At 66.6% G+C, this 21,612-nt stretch carries 26 protein-coding genes; 14 read left to right on the top strand and 12 right to left on the bottom strand.

The genetic code is table 11. The features are described 5' to 3' along the window. The first annotated feature begins 78 nt into the window (after positions 1-78). The 7 genes from ABUE31_RS01265 to ABUE31_RS01235 all read left to right on the top strand — a co-directional run bounded on the left by ABUE31_RS01265 (position 79) and on the right by ABUE31_RS01235 (position 4,488). Positions 79-720 (top strand): 50S ribosomal protein L25/general stress protein Ctc, encoded by a 642-nt coding sequence (locus tag ABUE31_RS01265; RefSeq protein ID WP_367721659.1) that lies wholly within the window; start codon positions 79-81, stop codon positions 718-720. A 28-nt stretch (positions 721-748) separates the two neighbouring features. Next, entirely contained in the window at positions 749-1,486 is a 738-nt protein-coding gene (pth, locus tag ABUE31_RS01260) for an aminoacyl-tRNA hydrolase (protein WP_367721658.1), read from the top strand. A 162-nt stretch (positions 1,487-1,648) separates the two neighbouring features. Continuing rightward, a complete protein-coding gene (locus tag ABUE31_RS01255) occupies positions 1,649-1,921 on the top strand; it encodes a ribbon-helix-helix domain-containing protein (protein WP_367721657.1) in 273 nt (90 codons plus the stop codon). Next, positions 1,908-2,345, top strand: coding sequence for a PIN domain-containing protein (locus tag ABUE31_RS01250; protein WP_367721656.1), 438 nt, complete (start codon positions 1,908-1,910; stop codon positions 2,343-2,345). Before ABUE31_RS01255 ends, ABUE31_RS01250 begins: the two co-directional genes overlap by 14 nt. Before the next feature lie 12 nt (positions 2,346-2,357). After that, positions 2,358-3,461, top strand: a complete 1,104-nt coding sequence (gene ychF / locus ABUE31_RS01245) for a redox-regulated ATPase YchF (RefSeq protein ID WP_367721655.1) — start codon at positions 2,358-2,360, stop codon at positions 3,459-3,461. Between the two features lie 80 nt (positions 3,462-3,541). Beyond that, complete coding sequence (locus ABUE31_RS01240) at positions 3,542-4,021, top strand: MaoC family dehydratase (protein WP_367721654.1); 480 nt, start codon at positions 3,542-3,544, stop codon at positions 4,019-4,021. After that, on the top strand, positions 4,018-4,488 hold the full coding sequence (locus ABUE31_RS01235; protein WP_367721653.1) for a MaoC family dehydratase: 471 nt from the start codon (positions 4,018-4,020) through the stop codon (positions 4,486-4,488). Before ABUE31_RS01240 ends, ABUE31_RS01235 begins: the two co-directional genes overlap by 4 nt. Positions 4,489-4,540: 52 nt before the next feature. Here the strand turns inward: ABUE31_RS01235 and ABUE31_RS01230 are convergent, their stop codons facing one another. The 8 genes from ABUE31_RS01230 to ABUE31_RS01195 form a co-directional block, all read right to left on the bottom strand. After that, on the bottom strand, positions 4,541-5,086 hold the full coding sequence (locus tag ABUE31_RS01230) for an adenine phosphoribosyltransferase (protein WP_367721652.1): 546 nt from the start codon (positions 5,084-5,086) through the stop codon (positions 4,541-4,543). Positions 5,087-5,180: 94 nt separating this feature from the next. After that, positions 5,181-6,047, bottom strand: a complete 867-nt coding sequence (locus ABUE31_RS01225; RefSeq protein ID WP_367721651.1) for a cytochrome c1 — start codon at positions 6,045-6,047, stop codon at positions 5,181-5,183. Between the two features lie 32 nt (positions 6,048-6,079). After that, positions 6,080-7,381, bottom strand: coding sequence for a cytochrome b (locus ABUE31_RS01220; RefSeq protein WP_367721650.1), 1,302 nt, complete (start codon positions 7,379-7,381; stop codon positions 6,080-6,082). 13 nt (positions 7,382-7,394) lie between these two features. Then, positions 7,395-7,958 carry a ubiquinol-cytochrome c reductase iron-sulfur subunit gene (gene petA / locus ABUE31_RS01215; protein ID WP_367721649.1) on the bottom strand — a complete coding sequence of 188 codons (564 nt, stop codon included), beginning with the start codon at positions 7,956-7,958 and terminating at the stop codon, positions 7,395-7,397. A 266-nt stretch (positions 7,959-8,224) separates the two neighbouring features. Further along, a complete protein-coding gene (locus tag ABUE31_RS01210; protein WP_437344053.1) occupies positions 8,225-8,551 on the bottom strand; it encodes a DUF6665 family protein in 327 nt (108 codons plus the stop codon). Between the two features lie 14 nt (positions 8,552-8,565). Further along, positions 8,566-10,434, bottom strand: a complete 1,869-nt coding sequence (locus ABUE31_RS01205) for an ABC transporter ATP-binding protein (protein WP_367721648.1) — start codon at positions 10,432-10,434, stop codon at positions 8,566-8,568. Positions 10,435-10,642: 208 nt separating this feature from the next. After that, positions 10,643-12,514: an ABC transporter ATP-binding protein gene (locus ABUE31_RS01200; protein ID WP_367721647.1), complete on the bottom strand. Its 1,872-nt coding sequence runs from the start codon at positions 12,512-12,514 to the stop codon at positions 10,643-10,645. Positions 12,515-12,559: 45 nt separating this feature from the next. Continuing rightward, complete coding sequence (locus tag ABUE31_RS01195; protein WP_367721646.1) at positions 12,560-12,970, bottom strand: hypothetical protein; 411 nt, start codon at positions 12,968-12,970, stop codon at positions 12,560-12,562. A gap of 283 nt (positions 12,971-13,253) precedes the next feature. Between ABUE31_RS01195 and ABUE31_RS01190 the strand changes: the two genes are divergently transcribed. Continuing rightward, entirely contained in the window at positions 13,254-13,709 is a 456-nt protein-coding gene (locus ABUE31_RS01190; protein ID WP_367721645.1) for a tRNA (cytidine(34)-2'-O)-methyltransferase, read from the top strand. A 160-nt stretch (positions 13,710-13,869) separates the two neighbouring features. Further along, positions 13,870-14,313: a redox-sensitive transcriptional activator SoxR gene (gene soxR / locus ABUE31_RS01185; protein ID WP_367721644.1), complete on the top strand. Its 444-nt coding sequence runs from the start codon at positions 13,870-13,872 to the stop codon at positions 14,311-14,313. On the opposite strand, the gene ABUE31_RS01180 is transcribed toward soxR, so the two are convergent. Next, entirely contained in the window at positions 14,310-14,567 is a 258-nt protein-coding gene (locus ABUE31_RS01180) for a hypothetical protein (protein WP_367721643.1), read from the bottom strand. The genes soxR and ABUE31_RS01180 overlap by 4 nt on opposite strands. 188 nt (positions 14,568-14,755) lie before the next feature. On the opposite strand from ABUE31_RS01180, the gene hemF reads away from it, so the two are divergent. The 4 genes from hemF to ABUE31_RS01160 all read left to right on the top strand — a co-directional run bounded on the left by hemF (position 14,756) and on the right by ABUE31_RS01160 (position 18,463). Then, positions 14,756-15,673 (top strand): oxygen-dependent coproporphyrinogen oxidase, encoded by a 918-nt coding sequence (hemF, locus tag ABUE31_RS01175; protein ID WP_367721642.1) that lies wholly within the window; start codon positions 14,756-14,758, stop codon positions 15,671-15,673. Between the two features lie 146 nt (positions 15,674-15,819). Further along, on the top strand, positions 15,820-17,571 hold the full coding sequence (locus ABUE31_RS01170) for a DEAD/DEAH box helicase (protein ID WP_367721641.1): 1,752 nt from the start codon (positions 15,820-15,822) through the stop codon (positions 17,569-17,571). 277 nt (positions 17,572-17,848) lie between these two features. Continuing rightward, complete coding sequence (locus ABUE31_RS01165) at positions 17,849-18,112, top strand: DUF1344 domain-containing protein (protein ID WP_367721640.1); 264 nt, start codon at positions 17,849-17,851, stop codon at positions 18,110-18,112. 165 nt (positions 18,113-18,277) lie between these two features. Continuing rightward, entirely contained in the window at positions 18,278-18,463 is a 186-nt protein-coding gene (locus ABUE31_RS01160; RefSeq protein WP_367721639.1) for a DUF1059 domain-containing protein, read from the top strand. Here ABUE31_RS01160 and ABUE31_RS01155 read toward each other — a convergent pair. Genes ABUE31_RS01155 through ABUE31_RS01145 form a run of 3 tightly spaced genes read right to left on the bottom strand, consistent with a single transcriptional unit; the run spans position 18,460 to position 20,995 of the window. Next, positions 18,460-19,725 (bottom strand): CCA tRNA nucleotidyltransferase, encoded by a 1,266-nt coding sequence (locus tag ABUE31_RS01155; protein ID WP_367721638.1) that lies wholly within the window; start codon positions 19,723-19,725, stop codon positions 18,460-18,462. The genes ABUE31_RS01160 and ABUE31_RS01155 overlap by 4 nt on opposite strands. After that, positions 19,722-20,357, bottom strand: coding sequence for a CoA pyrophosphatase (locus ABUE31_RS01150; protein WP_367721637.1), 636 nt, complete (start codon positions 20,355-20,357; stop codon positions 19,722-19,724). The genes ABUE31_RS01155 and ABUE31_RS01150 overlap by 4 nt, the downstream gene beginning before the upstream one ends. Further along, positions 20,354-20,995, bottom strand: coding sequence for a DUF1285 domain-containing protein (locus ABUE31_RS01145; RefSeq protein WP_367722493.1), 642 nt, complete (start codon positions 20,993-20,995; stop codon positions 20,354-20,356). Before ABUE31_RS01145 ends, ABUE31_RS01150 begins: the two co-directional genes overlap by 4 nt. 145 nt (positions 20,996-21,140) lie before the next feature. On the opposite strand from ABUE31_RS01145, the gene ABUE31_RS01140 reads away from it, so the two are divergent. Next, the coding region (locus ABUE31_RS01140; RefSeq protein ID WP_367721636.1) for an AAA family ATPase at positions 21,141-21,612 on the top strand (472 nt) is incomplete at its 3' end.

Genomic DNA, 21,612 nt, shown 5'->3' with positions numbered 1-21,612 from the left:
GAATTCGCGGCTTTCGACATTTTCGGCAGACCGCTCCGGCGGCGACGGAAATGCTCCAGCAACGCGAAAGGAAAAGCCATGAGCCACGATACGTACGAGCTCAAGGCCGAAGCGCGCGAACAGGTCGGTAAGGGGTCCGCCCGTGCAGTTCGCCGCGACGGTAAAGTGCCTGCAGTCATCTACGGCGACAAGCAGCCTCCCCTGGCCATCGCCCTGTCCTACAAGGACATCTTCTACAAGATCCACGGCGGCGGGTTCCTGACCACGGTCGCCACGATCGACGTCGGCGGCAAGAAGATCCAGGTCCTGCCGAAGGACTATCAGCTCGACCCGGTCCGCGACTTCCCGATGCATGTCGACTTCCTGCGCGTCGGCAAGAACACCGAGGTGAACGTCGACGTTCCCGTGCACTTCATCAACGAGGAGAAGTCGCCCGGCATCAAGCGCGGCGGTGTCCTGAACATCGTGCGCCACGAGGTCGAGTTCCACTGCCCGGCCAATGCGATCCCGGAGTTCATCACCGTCGATCTCGCCGGCGCCGAAATCGGCGATTCGATCCACATCTCGGCAGTCAAGCTGCCGGCCGGCGTCAAGCCGGTCATCGCCGACCGCGACTTCACCATCGCGACGATCGCCGGTTCGGCGGCGATGAAGCCGGAAACGACCGAGACGGCCGAGGCCGAAGAGGCCGAGGACAAGGCGGAAGCCGAAGAGAAGTAAGGATTTCGCGCCCCGGAGGACCGGATCGATGCTGCTTTTTGCAGGTCTCGGCAATCCTGGCGCGAAATACGCGAACAACCGGCACAATGTCGGTTTCATGGCGGCGGACGCGATTGCCCGCCGCCATTCCTTTTCGCCCTGGACGCGAAAGTTCCAGGCCGAGATCGCCGAGGGCAGGATCGGCGGCGAGAAGGTGCTGCTGGTCAAGCCGCAGACCTTCATGAACCTGTCCGGCCAGTCGGTCGGCGAGGCGCTGCGCTTTTACAAGCTCGATCCCTCGGCTGTGACCGTCTTCTACGACGAGATCGAACTGCCGGCCGGCAAGGTCAGGGTCAAGACTGGCGGCGGCTCTGCGGGCCACAACGGCATCCGCTCGCTCGACCAGCATATCGGCAAGGACTACCGCCGCGTGCGCATCGGCGTCGGCCATCCCGGGGCCAGGGAAATGGTGCACGGGCATGTGCTCGGCGACTTCGCCAAGGCCGACCGCGAATGGCTGGATGTCCTGCTCGACAGCATCGCGGACCATGCCGCCCTGGTAGCCGGGGGCGACGAGAACGGCTTCATGAACAAGGTGACGCTTGCTTTGCGGGACAGGCTGCAGCCGACCGGCGAGGACGACCGTCCGCCGCCGAAGCAGCCCAAGGCCAGGCCACAGCAGAGCCACATCCGCCAGGCCAGGCCGCAAAAGCCCCAGGTCAAGCTCCCCGAAACCGGCCCCATGGCCGCCATGCTGAAGAAGCTTCTCGGCGGCGACAAGAACTGACGGCCGGCCCGTCCAACGCGAAGGTAGTGGAAACGTCGCCGGCAGGGCTCCGCCGGCGCAAAGGTCGCGCGCATATCGTCGACCCCCATCGCAATCTTGAAACTGCGACCTTCGGGGGTTAAATCACGAAAACACGAAGTTCGTGTTTTCGTGGAGCTGGATATGAAAAACGTCACGATCTCGATGGACGATGAACTGGCGCACCTGACCAGGGTTGCAGCGGCAAAGGCTGGCAAGAGCGTTTCCAAGTTCCTGGCGGAAGCGGCGCGGGAGAAGATTGCGGGTGACGCTCGCGGCCATGCCCCCGACCGCAACGTGCAACTAGATGCTATCGAGCGTTTTCTGGCAGGTCCCCCCTTGAATATTTCTGGCGATGGCCGGATGCCCAGAGCCGAGGAACGCAACCTGCGGGGCTGGCAGAGTGGTATTCGTTGACACCAACATCTACTTCTACGCCCATGACGTCCGGCTGCCGGAGAAGCAGGCGGCTTGCCGGTCATGGCTAGTCGCTCTTGGCGCGCGGCGCCTTGGCAAGACAAATCTGCAAGTCGCCAACGAATTTGCAGACGTCGTCCTTCGGAAGCGTCGCGACATCAGCCCGGACATCGTCTTCAGTCTGGTTGACGATATCCTGGTTTGGGGATCGGCGCCGATCGACAGCGAAACAGTTGCGGCGGCGCGGGCGATTCACCTCCGCTACGGCTATTCCTGGTGGGACTGCCTGCTGCTCGCATCCGCGATCCAGCTTGGCTGCACGCACTTCCTCTCCGAGGATTTGCAGGACGGGCAGCGCATCGACACCTTGACGATCGTCGATCCTTTCGCCCATAGCCCTGAGCAAATTCTGATCTCCCGATAGGACTGCACCACCATGGGCTTCAAATGCGGCATCGTCGGCCTGCCGAACGTCGGCAAGTCGACCCTCTTCAACGCGCTGACGCGCACGGCTGCCGCGCAGGCCGCCAACTATCCCTTCTGCACCATCGAGCCGAACACCGGCGAGGTTGCGGTGCCCGACCCCCGCCTGAAGAAGATCGCCGGGATCGCCGGATCCAAGGAGATCATCCCGACCCGCATCTCCTTCGTCGACATCGCCGGCCTCGTGCGCGGCGCCTCCAAGGGCGAAGGGCTCGGCAACCAGTTCCTCGCCAACATCCGCGAGGTCGACGCCATCGTGCATGTGCTGCGCTGCTTCGAGGATGACGACATCACCCATGTCGAGGGCCGCATCGACCCGGTCGCCGACGCCGATACGGTCGAGACCGAGCTGATGCTGTCCGACCTCGAGAGCCTGGAGCGCCGCATCGTCAACGTGCGCAAGCGCGCGCAGGCGAAGGACAAGGAGTCCATGACGGTGCTGCCGGTAATGGAGCAGGCGCTGGCGCTGCTGCAGGACGGCAAGCCGGCGCGCGTCATGCTGAAGGGTATCGCAATCGAGGACCTGCGCATCCTGCAGGGCCTCAACCTGCTGACCGCGCATCCCGTCCTCTATGTCTGCAACGTCGCAGAGAAGGACGCCGCAACCGGCAACGACCATACGAAGGCCGTCGAGAAGATGGCCGAGGCGCAGGGCGCGCGCACCGTCGTCATCTCGGCGGCGATCGAGGCCGAGGTCGCACAGCTTCCGGACGACGAGGAACTGGAGTTCCTGGCATCCATGGGTCTGGACGAGCCGGGCTTGGACAAGCTGATCCGCGCCGGCTACGAACTGCTCAACCTGATCACCTATTTCACCGCCGGGCCTAAGGAGACGCGGGCCTGGACGATCAGCAAGGGCACCAAGGCTCCGGGTGCTGCCGGCGTCATCCACACCGACTTCGAGCGCGGCTTCATCCGCGCCCAGACCATCGCCTATGACGATTTCGTCACGCTCGGCGGCGAGGTGGCGGCCAAGGAGGCCGGCAAGGCGCGCGACGAAGGCAAGGAATACATCGTCCAGGACGGCGACGTGATGCTGTTCAAGTTCAACACCTGACAGGCGACGGCGGCGGCTGTCGCCCTTGCGTCGCCCGTGAAGCCGGTTCAAATTATCGTACAAGCTTGAACAGGATGCCGATGGACAAGATCGCTCCGGCAATTGCCAGGAAATGGGCCTTCGAGGATTTCGCCGAAGGCGTCACGATCGACCTCGGCGCCAAGGACGTCACCGCAGCCGAGATCGTCGATTTCGCAAGCGAGTTCGATCCGCAGCCGATGCACCTCGACGAGTCAGCCGGGCAGGCCAGCATCCTCGGCGGCCTGTCGGCGTCGGGCTGGCACACCTGCTCGATGTTCATGCGGCTGCTCTGCGACGCGATCCTGCTCGACTCGACCTCGCAGGGCGCACCGGGCGTCGATCACATCCGGTGGAAGAAGCCGGTGCTCGCCGGCGACCGGCTGAGCGGCCAGGCCACCATCGTCGCGACCCGCCTTTCCAAGTCGAGACCGACCCTCGGCCTCGTGACGATGCGCTCCGAACTGATCAACCAGCGCGGCGAGACCGTCCTCGAGCTGGAAAACACCGGCATGTTCCTCAAGCGCGGGGCAGCGGCATGACGCACGATCCCGCGCTCGACGCATTCTTCGAGATCGGCGTCGCCGTTCCGCTCGGCGCCCACACCTTCGACGCCGACGGCATCAAGGCCTTCGCCAGAAAATACGACCCGCAGCCCTTCCACCTGGACGAGCAGGCTGCCAAGAACAGCGTTTTTGGCGGCCTTTGCGCTTCCGGCTGGCATACCGCCGCCGCGTGGATGAAGCGCAACCTGGCCACGCCCGGCAAGGCATGGGCCGGCGAAGGCCCCGCCCCCGAGTTCGGGCCGTCGCCGGGGATCACCGGCCTGAAATGGCTGAAGCCCGTCTACGCCGGCGAAACCATCGCCTACAGCCGGACCGCCCTGTCGCACCGCGCCATCGCCTCCCGGCCGGGCTGGCGGGTGCTTACCGTGCGTGCCGAAGGTATCGATTCCAAGGGCGACAAGGTCATCGAGTTCGACAGCGCAGTGCTGGTCAAGGTGGATTGAGGCAGCCGGCCGCACTCTGGGGCGCGGCAACCGAACCCGCGTCCTGCGGCCCTCAGTGCCCCTCGAAGGCGATCAGCGTCCGCACGTCAACGCCGAGATTTTCAAGCTTCCTGCGCCCGCCGAGATCCGGCAGGTCGATCACGAAGCACGCCGCGACGATGTCCGCGCCCATCTGGCTGAGCAGCTTCACGGCGCCTTCTGCCGTGCCGCCGGTGGCGATCAGGTCGTCGACGAGGATGACCTTCTCGCCCGGCGCCACCGCGTCCTTGTGCATCTCCATCTCGTCCAGCCCGTATTCCAGGCTGTAGGCGACGCGCACCGTCTCGTGCGGCAGCTTGCCCTTCTTGCGGATCGGAACGAAGCCGGCCGAAAGCTGGTGCGCGATCGCACCTCCCAGGATGAAGCCCCGCGCCTCGATCCCGGCGATCTTGTCGACCTTCAGGCCGACATAGGGATGCACCAGCTCGTCGATCGCCCGCCGGAAGGCGCGCGCATTGCCGAGCAGCGTGGTGATGTCGCGGAACAGGATGCCCGGCTTCGGGTAGTCCGGAATGGTCCGGATCGACGCGAGCAGCGTGTCTTCGAGGGTGGTTTTCATCGGATCGGCCCCAGCGCCCCCTAGTTTTGCCGGCACAGGCGGCAAAAGAAAAGGGCGCATGCCGCGCCCTTTCTCAATTCGATGGCCGTCCCGCTCAGTGAGCGACGTTCGACCAGACCTTGCGCTTGGTCGCATAGACCAGGCCGCCGAAGAGGATCAGGAAGACCATGACGCTGAAGCCGGTCTTCTTGCGGCTCTCCAGGTGCGGCTCGGCAGCCCACATCAGGAAGGCGGAGACGTCGCGCGAATACTGATCGACGGTCTGCGGGCTGCCGTCGTCGTAGGTCACCTGGTCGTCGGACAGCGGAGCGGCCATGGCCAGCGACTTGCCACCGATGAAGTAGGGGTTGTAGTGCGTGCCCTCGGCGATCTGCATGCCGGCCGGCGGCTCCTTGCCGTATCCGGTCAGCAGCGAATGGATGTAGTCGGGGCCACCCTCTGCGTACTGCGTGAAGATGTCGTACACGAAGGTCGGGAAGCCGCGGGTTACGCCGCGCGCCTTGGCGATCAGCGAGAAGTCCGGCGGAGCGGCGCCGTTGTTGGCGGCGGCGGCTGCCTCGTGGTTGGCGAACGGCGACGGGAAGTAGTCCGACGGGATGGCCGGGCGCTCGAACATCTCGCCATCGGCATTGGGGCCGTCCTGGACCGTGTATTCGGCCGCGAACGCCTTCACCTGGGCCTCGGAATAGCCGAGGTCATGGAGCGTGCGGAACGCAACGAGCTGCATCGAGTGGCAGGCCGAGCAGACTTCCTTGTAGACCTTCAGGCCGCGCTGCAGTTGTGCGCGGTCATAGGTACCGAACGGGCCTGCGAAGGACCATTCCTCCTCGACCGGCGGCAGGATGGGGAAGTGTGTCGGCTCGGCCTCGCTATGGCCGCCCTCGCCGGCTGCCGCTGCGATGCCGATCGCGCCACTCATCACCAGGCCCGCGGCGGCCAGAACGCTGAGAATCCTGTTCATCGGAAATATCCCTCTCACGCTTTCCGGTCCGCTCAGCCTTTGTCCGCCGGCGCGGCGGTCGCGCCTTCGGGATGCCCGGCCCCGCCCTTGCTCTTCGCCAGCACGGCCTCGGTGATCGAGTTCGGCAGGCGACGCGGCTTCTCGATCAGGCCGAGCAGCGGCATCACAACGATGAAGAAGGCAAAGTAGATCAGCGTCGAAATCTGCATCGCCGGGATGTACCAGCCCTCGGCCGGCTTGGAGCCGAGCCAGCCCAGGAAGATGGCGTTCGCCGCGAATATCCAGAAGAAGATCCTGTACCAGGGGCGGTAGACCGCCGAGCGCACCTTCGAGGTGTCGAGCCAGGGCACGAGGAACAGCATCACGATCGCGCCGAACATGGCCAGCACGCCACCGAGCTTGGAATCGATCGGCCCGATGTTGAAGGTCACGGCGCGCAGGATCGCGTAGAACGGCAGGAAGTACCATTCCGGAACGATGTGGGCCGGCGTCTTCAGCGGATCGGCGACGATGTAGTTGTCGGCGTGGCCGAGATAGTTCGGGATGTAGAACACGAACCAGGCGAACATGATCAGGAAGACCACCATCGCCAGCCCGTCCTTGACCGTGGCGTAAGGCGTGAAGGCGAGCGTGTCGGTCTTCGACTTGACCTCGATGCCGGTCGGGTTGGTCTGGCCGACGACGTGCAGCGCCCAGATGTGCAGGATGACGACGCCGGCGATCATGAACGGCAGCAGGTAGTGCAGCGCGAAGAAGCGGTTCAGGGTCGGGTTGTCGACCGCGAAGCCGCCGAGCAGCAGCTGCTGGATCCAGTCGCCGACCAGCGGAATGGCGGTGAAGAAGCCGGTGATGACGGTGGCGCCCCAGAAGCTCATCTGGCCCCACGGCAGCACGTAACCCATGAAGCCGGTCGCCATCATCAGGAGGTAGATGATGCAGCCGAGGATCCACAGCAACTCGCGCGGAGCCTTGTAGGAGCCGTAGTAGAGGCCGCGGAAGATGTGGATGTAGACCGCGATGAAGAACATCGACGCGCCGTTGGAGTGCAGGTAGCGCAGCAGCCAGCCGGAGTTGACGTCGCGCATGATCTTCTCGACCGACTGGAACGCCAGCCCGGTGTCCGAGACATAGTGCATCGCCAGCACGATTCCGGTCAGGATCTGCGACGCCAGCATGAGGGCGAGGATACCGCCGAATGCGTAGGCGTAGTTCAGGTTGCGCGGAACCGGGTAGGAAACGAAGGAATCATGCATCAGCCGCGGCAGCGGCATGCGTGCGTCGAACCAGCGCTCGATGCCGGTCTTGGGCGAATAGGTCGAGTGTCCACCGCTCATTGGATTTGTCCCCTCAACCGATCCTGACGCGGGTGTCGGATATGAATGCGAAATTCGGCACGGCAAGGTTCTCCGGCGCCGGGCCTTTGCGGATGCGGCCGGCCGTGTCGTAGTGTGAGCCGTGGCACGGGCAGAACCAGCCGCCGAAATCGCCTGCCTGGCCGAGCGGCACGCAGCCCAGATGGGTGCAGACGCCGACCATCACCAGCCAGTTTTCCTTGCCCTCGCCGGCAGCGCGGTCGCTGTCGGTCGCCGGCGCGTCGGAAGGCAGGTTCGCGTTGCGGGCGACCGGGTCCTTCAGCTCGGCGAGCGGAACGCTCTTGGCCGCCTCGATTTCCTCCGGCGTGCGATTGCGGATGAAGACGGGACGGCCGCGCCACTTGACCGTCAGCGACATGCCGGGGCTGACCTGCGAAACGTCCACCTCGACAGAGGCCAGCGCCAGCGTCGAGGCGTCGGGGCGCATCTGGTCGATGAACGGCCACGCGACGGCCGCGGCGCCGACGGCGCCAGCCATGCCGGTGGCGACATACAGGAAATCGCGGCGTGTGGGATCGTGGGTGTCGGTCGCGCTCACGGGACTCCGTCCTTTCGTCTCATGATCGCCGGCGGTAGAGCAGTTCCCCTCGCTCACCACACGCCGGCCCGACTGCGCATGGCAACGAGCTAGCGAGATCCTCCGGCAATTTCGTGGTTTGGTTTATGCGTGACGGTCGTTTTTGTCCAGTCGCTGCCAAGGGGCAGGGCAGATTGTCGCGGAGCATCGCCAAAGCCGACGATTCAGGCGCTTTCGGCAAGGTCCGTCGGCGCGTCCGGCCAGGGAATGCGGCCGTCTCCGGCCGCTCAGCCGCCGGCGCGGGGCCGGGCCCCGAGGCGGACCAGCACCGCTTTGGGAATCGCGTACTCGCGGATTATCGCTTCATGCCGCCGAAAGCCGCAGAGTTCGCGCTGGATGAAGTAGGCCTGTACCGCGTCCGCCGCCGCCAAAAGGAGCGCTTCCTGGTCATCGCCTTCGCCCGGCCCATCCTTGAGCGCGACCAGCGCCGCCCTCGCCTTCTCTCCCGCCTTGCCGAGCGCCGCGGCCTTCTCGGCCATGATCTCGTGGCCGAGCAGGTCGAGCCCCGAATCGGCCGGCAGGCCGGGCCACATGGACGACATGCGTTGCGACAAGCGCTTTTCCCGCTCTATTCGGCGGCCAGCCGGTCGCCCAGGAAGCCGCCCGACTGCCTTTTCCACAATTGCGCATAAAGCCCGCCGCGGGCAAGCAGGGTCTCATGCGTGCCCTCCTCGACGATCCGGCCCTCGTCGAGCACGATCAGTCGGTCGAGCGCGGCGATTGTCGACAGCCGGTGCGCGATGGCGATCACCGTCTTTCCTTCCATCAGGCGGTAGAGGTTGTCCTGGATCGCCGCCTCCACCTCCGAATCCAGCGCCGACGTGGCTTCGTCGAGGATCAGGATGGGCGCGTCCTTCAGCATCATGCGCGCGATGGCGATTCGCTGCCGCTGGCCGCCCGACAGCTTGACGCCGCGTTCGCCGACCTGGGCCTCATAGCCGGTGCGCCCCCGCGGATCGGCGACGTCCATGATGAAATCGTGTGCGGACGCCCTCAGCGCGGCATCCTCGATCTCCGCCTGCGTCGCGCCCGGCTTGCCGTAGCCGATGTTCTCGCTGATCGCCCGGTGCATCAGCACCGCATCCTGGCTGACGACGCCGAACTGCGCCCGCAGCGACGCCTGGGTCACCGAACGCACGTCCTGCCCGTCGATCAGGATTCGCCCGCTTTCGACGTCGAACAGCCGGAGGATCAGGTTGACGACGGTCGTCTTGCCGGCGCCCGAAGGCCCGATCAGCGCGACCCGCTCGCCGGGCCGGATGTGCAGGTTGAGACCTTCGATGACCCCCTCGCCCTTGCCGTAGTGGAAGCCGACGTTCTCCAGCCTTATGTCGCCGGACGCGCGCGCCATCACCTCGGCCCCCTCGGCGTCGCGGATCGCCGGCCTGACCGAGATGGTTCGAGTGGCGTCCTGCACGGTGGCGTAGTTGCGCACCAGGCCGTTGATGTTGAACATCATCCAGCCGGACATCTGGTTGAGCCGGAACACCAGCGCGAGCGACGCGGCGATCGCGCCGGTGGAGATACCGCCGCCGGTCCACTTCATGATGCAGATCGCCGCCACGGCGCTCATCATGATGCCGTTCAGCAAGGCGATCGCCGAGCGCACCGTCGACACTGCCCGCGTCAGCCGCACCACGGCCGCCAGGAAGCTCTCCAGGCCGTCGCGCACATAGGCGTGCTCGCGCCGTCCGCTGTCGAAAAGCTTTACCGACATGATGTTGGTGAAGGCGTCGACCAGCCGTCCGTTGAACACCGACCGTTCGTCGGCGGTGGCGCGGCCGGCCCTGCGCATTTCCGGCAGCAGGAACCAGATGATGCCGACATAGCCCAGGAACCACGCCGCCACGACCAGTCCCATCCATGGATCGACCGACGCCAGGATGGTGATGGCGAGCACCATGAAGGTCAGGAACGCCCACATCGTCTGCAGCACGTTGACGATGAAGTCGCCGACCGCTTCGCCGCCCTGCATGATCTTGGTGGCGATCCGGCCGGCGAAATCGTTCTGGTAGAAGGCGTAGGGCTGCTCGATGACGCGCCGGAAGGATTGCCAGCGCACCATCGAATAGAAGCCGGGGACGATGACCTGCTGCTCGACAATGGTCGAGCCGATCATCACCGCCGTGCGCACGACCAGAAGCAGCGCCAGCAGGCCGAGCAGTTCCGGCCAGTGCTCGGCGAACAGCGTCTGCGGGCTCGACGAGTCCAGCAGGTCGATCAGCCAGCCGACCGACCAGTAGAGCGCGGCATCGACGGCGCCGGCGAGCCCGCCGACCGTCAACAGCAGCAGGAACGGCCCCTTCGCCTGCCGGGCGAAGTAGAGGATGAACTGCCAGGCGGTATCCGGCAGCACCTCGCGGTCGGTATCGTGGAAGGCGTCGATCGCGCCTTCGAACCGGCCCCACAGCCTTTCCCGGAAATCGCGTTCGGTCATGCGCGATGCCTGCCGGCGTTTTCGTGTCTGATACCTCCCTCTGGCCTACCGGACATCTCCCCCTCATGGGGGGAGATTTCCTGTCGCGCTAACTTTCGCCAATCGCCAATGTTGCGGAAGGAGCGATGACGTCGAAGCTGCCAATCTCCCCCCTTGAGGGGGAGATGCCCGGCAGGGCAGAGGGGGGTGACTTGGCAAAAGCCTAGCGTCATTCCGCGGCAATGTCCTCGGCCGGTTGCGGTTCCGCCGCCGCATCGTCGAGCAGGAAGCCGCCCGACTGCCGGCTCCAGAGCTGCGCATAGAGGCCACCCTGCGCGATCAATTCGTCGTGCGTGCCGTCCTCGACGACACGGCCACCGTCCATGACGACCAGCCGGTCCATCGCCGCGATGGTCGACAGGCGGTGGGCGATGGCGATGACGGTCTTGTCCTGCATCAGCCGGTAGAGATTCTCCTGGATGGCCGCCTCGACCTCGGAATCCAGCGCCGAGGTCGCCTCGTCGAGGATCAGGATGGGCGCGTCCTTCAGCATGACGCGCGCGATGGCGATCCGCTGGCGCTGTCCGCCGGACAGCTTCACGCCGCGTTCGCCGACATGCGCGTCGAACCCCTTCCGGCCCTTGGGGTCGGTCAGTCCCGCGATGAACTCGACCGCCTCGGCCCGCTTGGCGGCTTCGAGCATCATCTCCTCGCTCGCGTCGGGCCGGCCGTAGAGGATGTTCTCGCGCACCGACCGGTGGAGCAGCGAGGTGTCCTGGGTCACCATGCCGATATGCGCGCGCAGGCTGTCCTGCGTCACCGAGCCGATATCCTGGCCGTCGATCAGGATCGCCCCCTTCTCGAGGTCATAGAAGCGCAGCAGCAGGTTGACCAGCGTGGATTTTCCCGCGCCCGAGCGGCCGACGATGCCGACCTTCTCGCCCGGCCGGATGGTCAGCGAGAGGTCCTCTATGACGCCCTTGCCCTTGCCGTAGTGGAAGCCGATGTTGCGGTACTCGATCGCGCCGTCGCCGACGACGATCTCCTTGGCGTCCGGCCGGTCCTCGACCAGTCGCGGCAGCGAGATCGAGCCGATGCCGTCCTGCACGGTGCCGATGTTCTCGAACAGCGCCGACATCTCCCACATGATCCACTGCGACATGCCCCAGAGCCGGAGCACCAGGCCGATGACAACGGCAACCGCGCCGATGCTGACCGCATCGCCGAGCCACAGCCAGATCGACATCGCGCTGACCGCGAACAGGAGCAGCGAGTTCATCAGGTAAAGCAGGCCGTAGAGCGTGGTGACCAGTCGCATAGAGCGATGGACCGTCTGCAGGAACTCGCCCATGCCTTCCCGCGCATAGGTCGCCTCACGCCGCGCATGGCTGAACAGCTTGACCGTCTGGATGTTGGTGTAGCTGTCGACGACGCGGCCCGTCATCATCGAACGCGCGTCAGCCTGCTGCTCGGCAACCCTGCCGAGGCGGGGAATGTAGTAGCGGAGCAGGAGCACGTAGCAGATCAGCCAGGCGACGAGCGGCGCGGCCAGCCGCCAGTCCGACGAACCGACGATGAAGAGCATGCCGATGAAGTAGACGATCACGTAGTTCAGGACGTCGATCAGCTTGATCACGCATTCGCGCACGGCGAGCGCCGTCTGCATCAGCTTGGTGGCGATGCGGCCGGCGAACTCGTCCTGGTAGAAGGTCATCGACTGCTTGAGCAGGTAGCGATGCACGTCCCAGCGGATGCGCATGGGATAGTTGCCCATCAGGGTCTGCTGATGGAACAGCGACTGCAGCAGGGCCATGCCGGGCAGCACCACCACGACGACCAGCGCCATGCCCGCCAGCTTCCAGAACTCCGTCTGGAGGAACGTCTCGCGGTTCTGCGCCGACAGCCAGTCGACGATCGAGCCCAGGAAGCCGAACATCCAGACCTCGGCGATGGCGATCGCCGAGATCAGCAGCCCGGCGGCCGCGATGTAGGGCCACGTCCCCCGCGTGTAGTGGATGCAGAATGCGACCAGCGTCTTCGGCGGCTCCACCGGCTCCATGGCCGGGAACGGATCGAGGCGATTTTCAAACCAGCGGAACATGCAATGCTCTTTCAAGGAATTCGGTATCGATACGCCGCGCGACGCTCAGGCCGCGCGGCTCGTGTCTTGCGAGCCGTCGGGCTCACGGGGTCTGGCCAGATCCGCTTCCTGGTCGAGAACCCATACATAAGGCTTTCGACCGGATTCGCCGAGTGGCGTGCTTTCGCTGGCCGGGACGGCGGCCTCCGCCTGCCCGGCGTCACCGCGCAAGCGCTCGGCAACCAGCCCGGCCAGCCGTGCGAACATCCCGGGGCGCTGCACCGCGCGGGCGAAGTCAACATCCGGCAGCCTGCCCGGATGCGACCGCGACCGCGGGCGGTAGCGCGGCGTGCGCGGGTCACCGAGCGCCGTCGCCCACGCGTCAAGACGCGTATCGTCCAGCCTGATCGGGTCTTCGTAGTCTCTTATCGGCAAGAAGTGCGGATCACGGCGTCCGCGGTGGGACCTGAAAAACATCGCAAGAATCCTTGGAGAACCGGGAAAGGTTTCCGGCGGAATCCGCGATCGGCTTTTTGGAAGTGTCTAAAGCGTCGAACCGATTCCGCCCTCAGGCGAAACCCCATCGAATGGGGCGGTGGATATCTACGGTCATCATGAATTCCATATCCGCCTCCGCTGGTTCGAGTTGACAACGCCGCCCCTATAGCCGCATTCCGCAGCGAAAGCCACTCCGAATGGCCGCGCCGCATCGCTCTCCTGACGACTGTGGCCATCATGCAACTCGCACCCGGTGAGCCCCGTGGCGAACTTCCGCATCGCGCTCTACCAGCCCGACATCGCCGGCAACACCGGTGCCATCCTGCGGCTGGCCGCCTGCCTCGGCGTCGGCGTCGACATCATCGAGCCTGCCGGCTTCGACCTCTCCGACCGCAACCTCAGGCGCGCCGGCATGGATTATCTCGAAATGGCGGCGCTCACCCGGCATCTCGACTTCGACCGCTTCGAGCAATGGCGGCGCGGCGAGGCGCGGCGGCTGGTTCTGTTCTCGACGACGGCCGCCCTGCCCTACACGGATTTCGCCTATGCGGACGGTGACGTGCTCCTCTTCGGCCGCGAATCGGCCGGCGTGCCGGCGCATGTCCACGACCGGGCAGATCGGCGCCTGCTCATCCCGATGCCGGGCGGCGGCCGCAGCCTCAACCTCGCACTGTCCGCCGCCATGGCCGCCGGCGAGGCAGCGCGCCAACTCGGCTAGGCTGCCGGCGCCCGCGACGACGTCGCACAGGGCCTGGAGCCTGGCAGACCTCGGCGTCGGAATGGCGAATTCTCGGTCGGATATCGGCATGGCTCTCTCCCGGTTTGCACGTCCCGGAGACAGCTGCTACGACCTCAACCAAACTTGAGGTCAAGCGGCCATGCAAAAGGAACTGACGGTCGGCGAAGTCGCGCGGCGCGCGGGCGTTGCGGTCTCCACGCTGCATTTTTACGAGCGGCGTGGCCTGATCCGTTCGAACCGCACCGTCGGCAACCAGCGCCGCTACGGCCGCGACGTGCTGCGCCGCATCGCCGTGATCCGCATCGCGCAAGAGGTCGGCATCCCGCTAGCCGCCATCGCCGCGGCGCTCGATTCGCTGCCCGACGGGCGCACGCCGACGCGCCAAGACTGGGCGGCGCTGTCGACCGCCTGGCGCGACGACCTCGACCGCCGGATCCGGCAACTGACCGACCTGCGCGACGGCCTGACCGACTGCATCGGCTGCGGCTGCATGTCGATCGACAGGTGCCCGCTGCGCAACCCCGGCGACAGGCTCGGCGAACAGGGGTCAGGCGCCAGGCGGCTGGCGCCGCGGGCAGGCTAGTCCGCCACCGGCAGCCTGCGGATCGTGAACTCGATCACGTCGCCCGGCCGCTCGAACCAACTCTCGATCTCGGTCCAATAGGCCTGCTTCGGCCAGCGGTCGAACCATTCCCGCGCCTTGTCGCGGGCGGCATTGCGCGGCAATACGAAGGTCTCGCGCAGGAAGCCGTCGCGCGATTTCGAACCGTTTTCGGCGCGGGAGCGTTCAAGTCGCTTCCGCAGGCCGTCCAGGGGCGGTCTGGCGGGTGTGCGCATGCACCGATTCCTTGACCCTTCCATCGGCCAGACTAGAGGCTTTCGACGCCGAGGAGAAGCACCGGATTTCCCCTGCGGCAGGCGGCAGGCTGGTCGCAGTGTCGATGTGGCGCATCGACCGGCCGACCAAAACGCCCTAGGCATCCTCCGAAAAGGACCGGTCCTCGTCAGAACCTTCTGGAGCGCCCATGGAACGCCGACCCGAAATCGCCGCCGGACTGCCGGCAGACATCGAAGAGCGCAAGGAGCGCGCGCGCCTTTGGTTCGAGACGCTGCGCGACCGCATCTGCACCGGTTTCGAGAAGATCGAGGACGACGTGACGCTCCGACAGTCCGCCGGCGCGGCCGGCCGCTTCGAGCGCACCCCGTGGCTGCGCGACGAAGGCAAGGGCGGCGGCGGAACCATGTCGATCCTGCACGGCCGCGTCTTCGAGAAGGCCGGCGTCCACACCTCGACGGTGCATGGCGAGTTCTCGCCCGAGTTCCGCAAGCAGATCCCCGGCGCCGAGGAAGATCCGCGCTTCTGGGCGTCGGGCATCTCGCTGATCGTGCATCCCTGGAATCCCAACGTGCCGGCCGTGCACATGAACACGCGCATGGTGGTGACATCGCGCTGGTGGTTCGGCGGCGGCGCCGACCTGACGCCGGTCCTCGATCGCCGCCGCACCCAGGAGGATGCCGACAGCGTCGCCTTCCATGCGGCCATGCGCACAAGCTGCGAGCGCCACCCCGCCGTCGCCGACTATGCGCGGCTGAAGGCCTGGTGCGACGAGTACTTCTTCCTGCCGCACCGCAACGAACCGCGCGGCATTGGCGGAACTTTCTTCGACTGGCAGCACTCGGCCGACGAAAAGGGCGGCTGGGACGCCGACTTCGCCTTCGTGCAGGACACCGGGCTGAGCTTCCTCGACATCTACGACGCCCTGGTGCGCCGCAATTTCGACCAGCCATGGACCGAAGCCGATCGCGAAGAACAACTGGTGCGGCGCGGCCGCTACGCGGAGTTCAACCTGCTCTATGACCGCGGCACCATCTTCGGGCTGAAGACCGGCGGCAATGTCCTGTCTATCCTCTCCAGCCTGCCCCCGACGGTGAAATGGCCCTGATCTCGTCCAGGCCGCCGCAAGCACGCGGGGCCTGACGGAGGCCGCTTGCATTGACGCGCCAGACGCCAGCGTCTAGGGGATGCGCAGCATCGAGGCGCGGCATCCATGCATTGCGGCCGCCCGACCGACCCAAAGAAAGAACTCCCGTGACGATCTCAGCAAACATGGTTCCGGCGCTGGCCGGGGCGCTTGCGGCGCGTGGTTATGACACGCTGACCGCCGTGCAGGCGGCCGTGCTGGCCCCGGAGGCCGATGGCGCCGACCTCCTCGTCTCCGCGCAGACCGGCTCCGGCAAGACGGTCGCCTTCGGCATCGCCATCGCACCGACGCTGCTTGGCGAGGCGGAGCGTTTCGGTCCGCCCGGCGCGCCGCGCGGCCTCGTCATCGCGCCGACGCGCGAACTGGCCATCCAGGTGCGCCGCGAGCTGGAATGGCTCTACCGCGACGCCGGCGCCCGCATCGGTTCCTGCGTCGGCGGCATGGACATGCGCAAGGAACGGCGCGCGCTTGACGACGGCGCGCATATTGTCGTCGGCACGCCCGGCCGCCTGCGCGACCATATCACGCGCGGTTCACTCGATATTTCGGAGCTCGGCGCCGTCGTCCTCGACGAGGCCGACGAGATGCTCGACCTCGGGTTTCGCGAGGATCTCGAGTTCATCCTCGCCGCCGCACCGCAGGAGCGCCGCACGCTGATGTTCTCGGCGACCGTACCGCGGCAGATCGCGGAACTCGCCAAGCGTTTCCAGCGCGACGCGCTGCGCATCACCGCCGCCGGCGAAAGCCGCCAGCACGACGACATCGAATACCGCACCATCCTTGTCGCGCCGGCCGAGCGCGAGAATGCCATCATCAACACGCTGCTCTATTTCGATGCGACCAGCACGATGGTGTTCTGCGCAACCCGGGAGGCCGTGAAGCATCTTGCCGCAAGGCTCGGCAATCGCGGCTTTTCCGTCGTCGCGCTGTCCGGCGAGCTCAGCCAGGCCGAACGCTCGAACGCGCTGCAGGCGATGCGCGACGGGCGCGCCCGCGTCTGCGTCGCCACCGACGTCGCCGCGCGCGGCATCGACCTGCCGAGCCTCGACCTCGTCATCCATGCCGACCTGCCGTCGAACCCCGAGACGCTGCTGCACCGCTCGGGCCGCACCGGCCGCGCCGGGCGCAAGGGCGTCTGCGCGCTGATCGTGCCCTACCACCGGCGCGGCAGCGCCGCCCGCCTGCTGAAGCTGGCAAAGCTCGCGGCCGTGTCCCAGCCCGCCCCCGGACCGGCCGAGATCGACGCGCGCAACCGCGAGCGCATCATGGCCGACCCCGCGCTCAGCCAGGCGCCGGTTGAGGAGGAAGCCGAGTTCGTCCGCGACCTGCTGGCGGCGCACGGCCCCGAACAGGTCGCGCTTGCCTATCTGCGCCAGCAGCTCGCCTCTCGGCCCGCGGCCGAGGAACTGTCGGAAGCCGCACCCCCGGCCTTCGATGCGTCGAAGGGCGAGCGCCCCGACGCGCGCTTCGAGAACGGCGCGTGGTTCACCGTCTCGCTCGGCCGCAAGCATCGCGCCGAGCCGCGCTGGCTCCTGCCGCTGATCTGCAAGGCGGGCAACGTCACCCGGCGAGAGATCGGCTCGATCCGCATCCTCGACACGGAGTCGCGCTTCGAGATCGCCGCCGACCGGGCCGACGCCTTCGCCGCCGCCGTCGGCCGCGGGCCGGTCGAAAAGGGTGTCGTCATCCAGCGTTCGGAAGACGGCGGACAGCCGGAACGGCCGGCGGGTTTCCGTCCCAAGAAGCCGCATCGCAAGGGTCCATACGCGCACGCCCCGGCGCGCCCCGCCGCAGCGCCGAAGGATCGGCCGGGACAGAAGCCCAAGAAGTTCAAGCCGAAGAAGCCCAAGAAGCAGTGACCGCCTTGCGGCGCATAGCCGCAATCCGGCCCGCCAAATTCGTGCCGCAAAGCCGCGAATTCGATCGCGATTGTGTCGGCGGGCGCGTCCCGGACTTTCTTTTTCGTCTAATGGCCACCGGCTGCGGGACGACTATCTCTAGGCCCGGGCCGGAACACGCCGGCGGACTTGCCCCCAAGACCGCGACGCGACGTGTCCGGACGGCCCGCACCGACGCGGGACACAAACCGGTTTCGAGCGATCGGACCGGCGTCCCGCCAATCCAGGAGAGCCTGCCATGCGCAAGCTTCTTGTCCCGGCAGCCGCCGCTGCCCTTCTCGCCACCTCCGCCCTGTCCTTCGCCGCCACCCAGCAGCACGCGACGGGCACCATCAAGGCCTATGACGCCAAGGCACAGTCGCTGACTCTGACCGACGGCACGGTCTACATGCTGCCGAAGGTCTTCAAGGATCCCGGCCTGAAGGCCGGCGAAAAGGTGTCGATCAACTGGGAGATGAAGGGCACCACGAGGACCGTCGACCAGGTCGTGATCGTCAAGTGACACTCCGGGCATGATCGCGAAGGGCGGGAGCCGGTCTTGCAGCGATCATGCCGGGGTCTGCGGTGGAAGGCGCGGCCGCGAGCGGCCTTCCACCGCGGCCATCCCCATCTTGCCGCTTCCGTGCTATGATGATGCGCCAGGCAACAGGAAGAGAAGGAGGAACCCGTGAAGGAATTTTTCTGTGGCTCGCTCGTCCCCGGCTGCGACTGGCATACGCGGCATGAGGACGAGGCCGAAATCATCCGCCGCGCCGCCGAGCACATGCGCCAGACGCATGGCGAGACGATCATTCGCGAAACCATGATCGAAGCGATCCGCTCGCGCATCGAGAAGGCCCGCAGCGCGGCCTAGTCGTTTGAACCGACCTTTGCGGCGCGCTCGAGCAGCGCGTCGCGCCCGGGCCTGAAGTCGGCCTCGATCCACTCTTCCTCGAGTTGTTTCAGGAGCCTGCCCATTCCGGGGCCTGCCGGAACGCCGAGCCCCTTGAGGTCCGCGCCCTTCAGCGGAAAATCCGGCGCCGCCCATTTTTCGGCGAACTTCAGCTGGCGCGCATAGCCGCCGGCCTCGATCAGCGCCACATCGCTCTCGGCGGCCCGCACCCGCGCCGATGCCAGCGAAAGCCTGAGCCTGTCCACGATTGGCTGGCGTCCGCGTCGATAGAGCGTCCGCGCCAGTTCGCGCTCGGTCGTCGCCGAAACTGCCGCCGGCGCCATTGCCCATTCCGTCAGACGTTCGGCGTCGGCGTTCGACAGTTTCAGCCGCTCGGCCAGCCCCCGCATCCTGTCGGGGTCGGGCGGAACCATCGCCGCCAGCCTCAGCATCGCATCCGGGCGCCAGCCGAGGTCACGCTCCGCCGCCACCAGGCCGTGGATAGCGTCGATGCCCCACTTCTCGCTTTCCGGCAGCGCCTTGGTCAGCACGCCGGCCTGCCGCATCCACAGGAGCGCGCGCGACGGATCGGGAGCCGACAGCAGCTTCTTCAGTTCGCTCCACACGCGCTCGGCCGATAGCCGCTCCAGCCCGTCCTTGAGGCGCGCGCAGGCTTTCAGTCCCTCCGCGTCCGGCCGTCCGGAACCGTAGTAGGCAAAGAAGCGGAAGAAGCGGAGGATGCGCAGGTAGTCTTCGCGGATGCGCGCCTCCGCGTCGCCAATGAAGCGAAGCGTGCGGCTCTCGAGGTCGGCCAGTCCGCCGACCAGGTCGATCACCGACCCGTCCGCCTCGGCATAGAGCGCGTTGATCGTGAAGTCGCGGCGTTCGGCGTCCGCTTTCCAGTCGCGGCCGAACGCTACCTTGGCCCGCCGCCCATCCGTCTCGACGTCGGCCCTGAGCGTCGTGACCTCATGGCCCTTGCCGCCGGCGATCACCGTTATCGTTCCGTGCTCGGCTCCTGTCGGCACCGCCTTGAACCCTGCCTGTTCGGCGCGACGCATGGTCTCGTCGGGGTGCGTAGTGGTGGCGATGTCGACGTCGGCGACGGCTTCGCCAAGCAGCGCGTTGCGCACCGCGCCGCCGGCGATCCTCGCCTCCTCGCCGCCGGCGCCGAGCACCTGCAGCAAACGCTGCAGCTCCGCGTCCTCCAGCCAGGCAGAGCCTGCAACCGAAGCGCCGCTCACAGGTAGAGCCTTTCGTAGAGGGTGCGGATAATGCCCGCCGTCACGCCCCAGATACGCTGCTCGCCATAGGGCATGTCGTAAAACACCCACATCTGCTTGTTGAACTCGCGACTGCTCTGCTTGTGGTTGGCCGGATCCATCAGGAAGCGCAACGGCACCTCGAAGGCGGCGTCCACCTCGTGCTGGTTGAGCGCCAGTCTGAAGCCTGGCCGCACGACGGACAGGACCGGCGCGATGCGATAGCCGCTGCCCGACACGTAGTCCGGCATCCGCCCGACCAGTTCGACGTGGCTCAGGTCGAGCCCGATCTCTTCCTGCGCCTCGCGCAGCGCCGCGTCCTCCGGCGACGCGTCGGTCGGATCGATGCGCCCGCCCGGAAAGGCGACCTGGCCGGAATGGCTCGACAGCGTCTCGGCCCTCTTGGTCAGGATCACGCTGGCCTCGTCGCCGCGGTCGACGACCGGGATCAGCACCGCCGCGTCGCGCAGCGTCCTTGGCCCGGTGACCCGTGGATGGCCGGGATTGAAGCTGTGGTCGCCGTAGTCGAAACGCTCGTGCGGGCCGTGGTCGATCGCCGCGCGGCGCCGAAAATCCTCGGCCGAGAACGGCAAGACGCTGGCGCCGGCCGTCATGTGCTGAGCCGCGTCAGCGTTGCGGAGGGCATCACCGGATAGACCGCCCCGTTGGAGCGCACCGCGAACATTGCCTGCCCGTCGACCTCGATTTCCTCGCCATGGTTGACGAGCTCGTACATCACCGGCCGCGCCACCAGCGCCTCCAGGCGGCCGCGCACCAGCACATAGGGCTTCAGGCCGCCGGTGCCGGCCTCGTCCTCGAAACGCAGCGGATGCGCCGGCCCGACCTCGACGACGTCGCCGACATTCGTGCGGAAGGTGATGACCTGGCCTTCGCCGCTGCCCGACACGTCGGCCTCGACGGCGACGAACGGCGCGTCGACCACCCTGATCCCGACCTTCTCGACGGGCGTCACCAGATAGGTCTTTCCGTCCGCGTCCTTGCGCAGCACCGTCGAGAACAGCCGCACCAGCGGCATGCGCCCGATCGGCGTGCCGAGATAGAACCAAGTTCCGTCGGCCCTGATCTCCATGTCGAGGTCGCCGCAGAAGTCGGGATTCCACTTTTCGACCGGCGGCAGCCCCTTATCGGGATGCGCCGCGCGCGAAATCAGGGCGGACAGCCCGGCCGCGTCCGCCGCAGCCGCCAGGGGCGCGGAATCGCTGCCTTCTGTGGGTTCCTTGTGATCGGCCATGGTCACGAAATAGTCACTGTTCTTCTGCTTGTCAGCCGGGTCAGGTGATTTAAGTTCGGTCAAGATGCGCCGCAGGGCGCGAGTCGCGGTGTCCTGCGGCGTCGGCATGCCGGACATGACCCCGGTCCGGCCCTAGGAGTTCCGCATGAGCGTCATCATCAAGCAGACCACGTTGAGCGAGCAGGACATGATCGCCGAGGCCGAGCGGGCGCTGGCGGACATCTCCCGCGTCCGGCAGGGGGTCGGAAAGGTCATTTTCGGCCAGGAAAGCGTTGTCGAGCGCGCGCTGGTCGCCCTGCTTGCCGGCGGCCATGCGCTGCTGGTCGGCGTGCCCGGCCTCGCCAAGACCAAGCTGGTCGAGACGCTCGGCGTCGTGCTCGGCCTCGACGCCCGCCGCATCCAGTTCACGCCGGACCTGATGCCGTCCGACATCCTGGGGTCCGAGGTGATGGAACAGGACGAGCACGGCAGGCGGTCGTTCCGCTTCATTCCCGGCCCGATCTTCGCCCAGTTGCTGATGGCCGACGAGATCAACCGCGCCAGCCCGCGTACACAGTCTGCGCTGCTCCAGTCGATGCAGGAGTACCACGTCACGGTGGCGGGCGCCCGCCACGACC

The organism is Mesorhizobium marinum, from assembly GCF_040813675.1.
GTDB classification, from domain to species: domain Bacteria; phylum Pseudomonadota; class Alphaproteobacteria; order Rhizobiales; family Rhizobiaceae; genus Mesorhizobium_K; species Mesorhizobium_K marinum.
The sequence above is the reverse complement of the archived record's forward strand: the minus strand, read 5'-3'. Positions and strand labels throughout refer to the sequence as shown.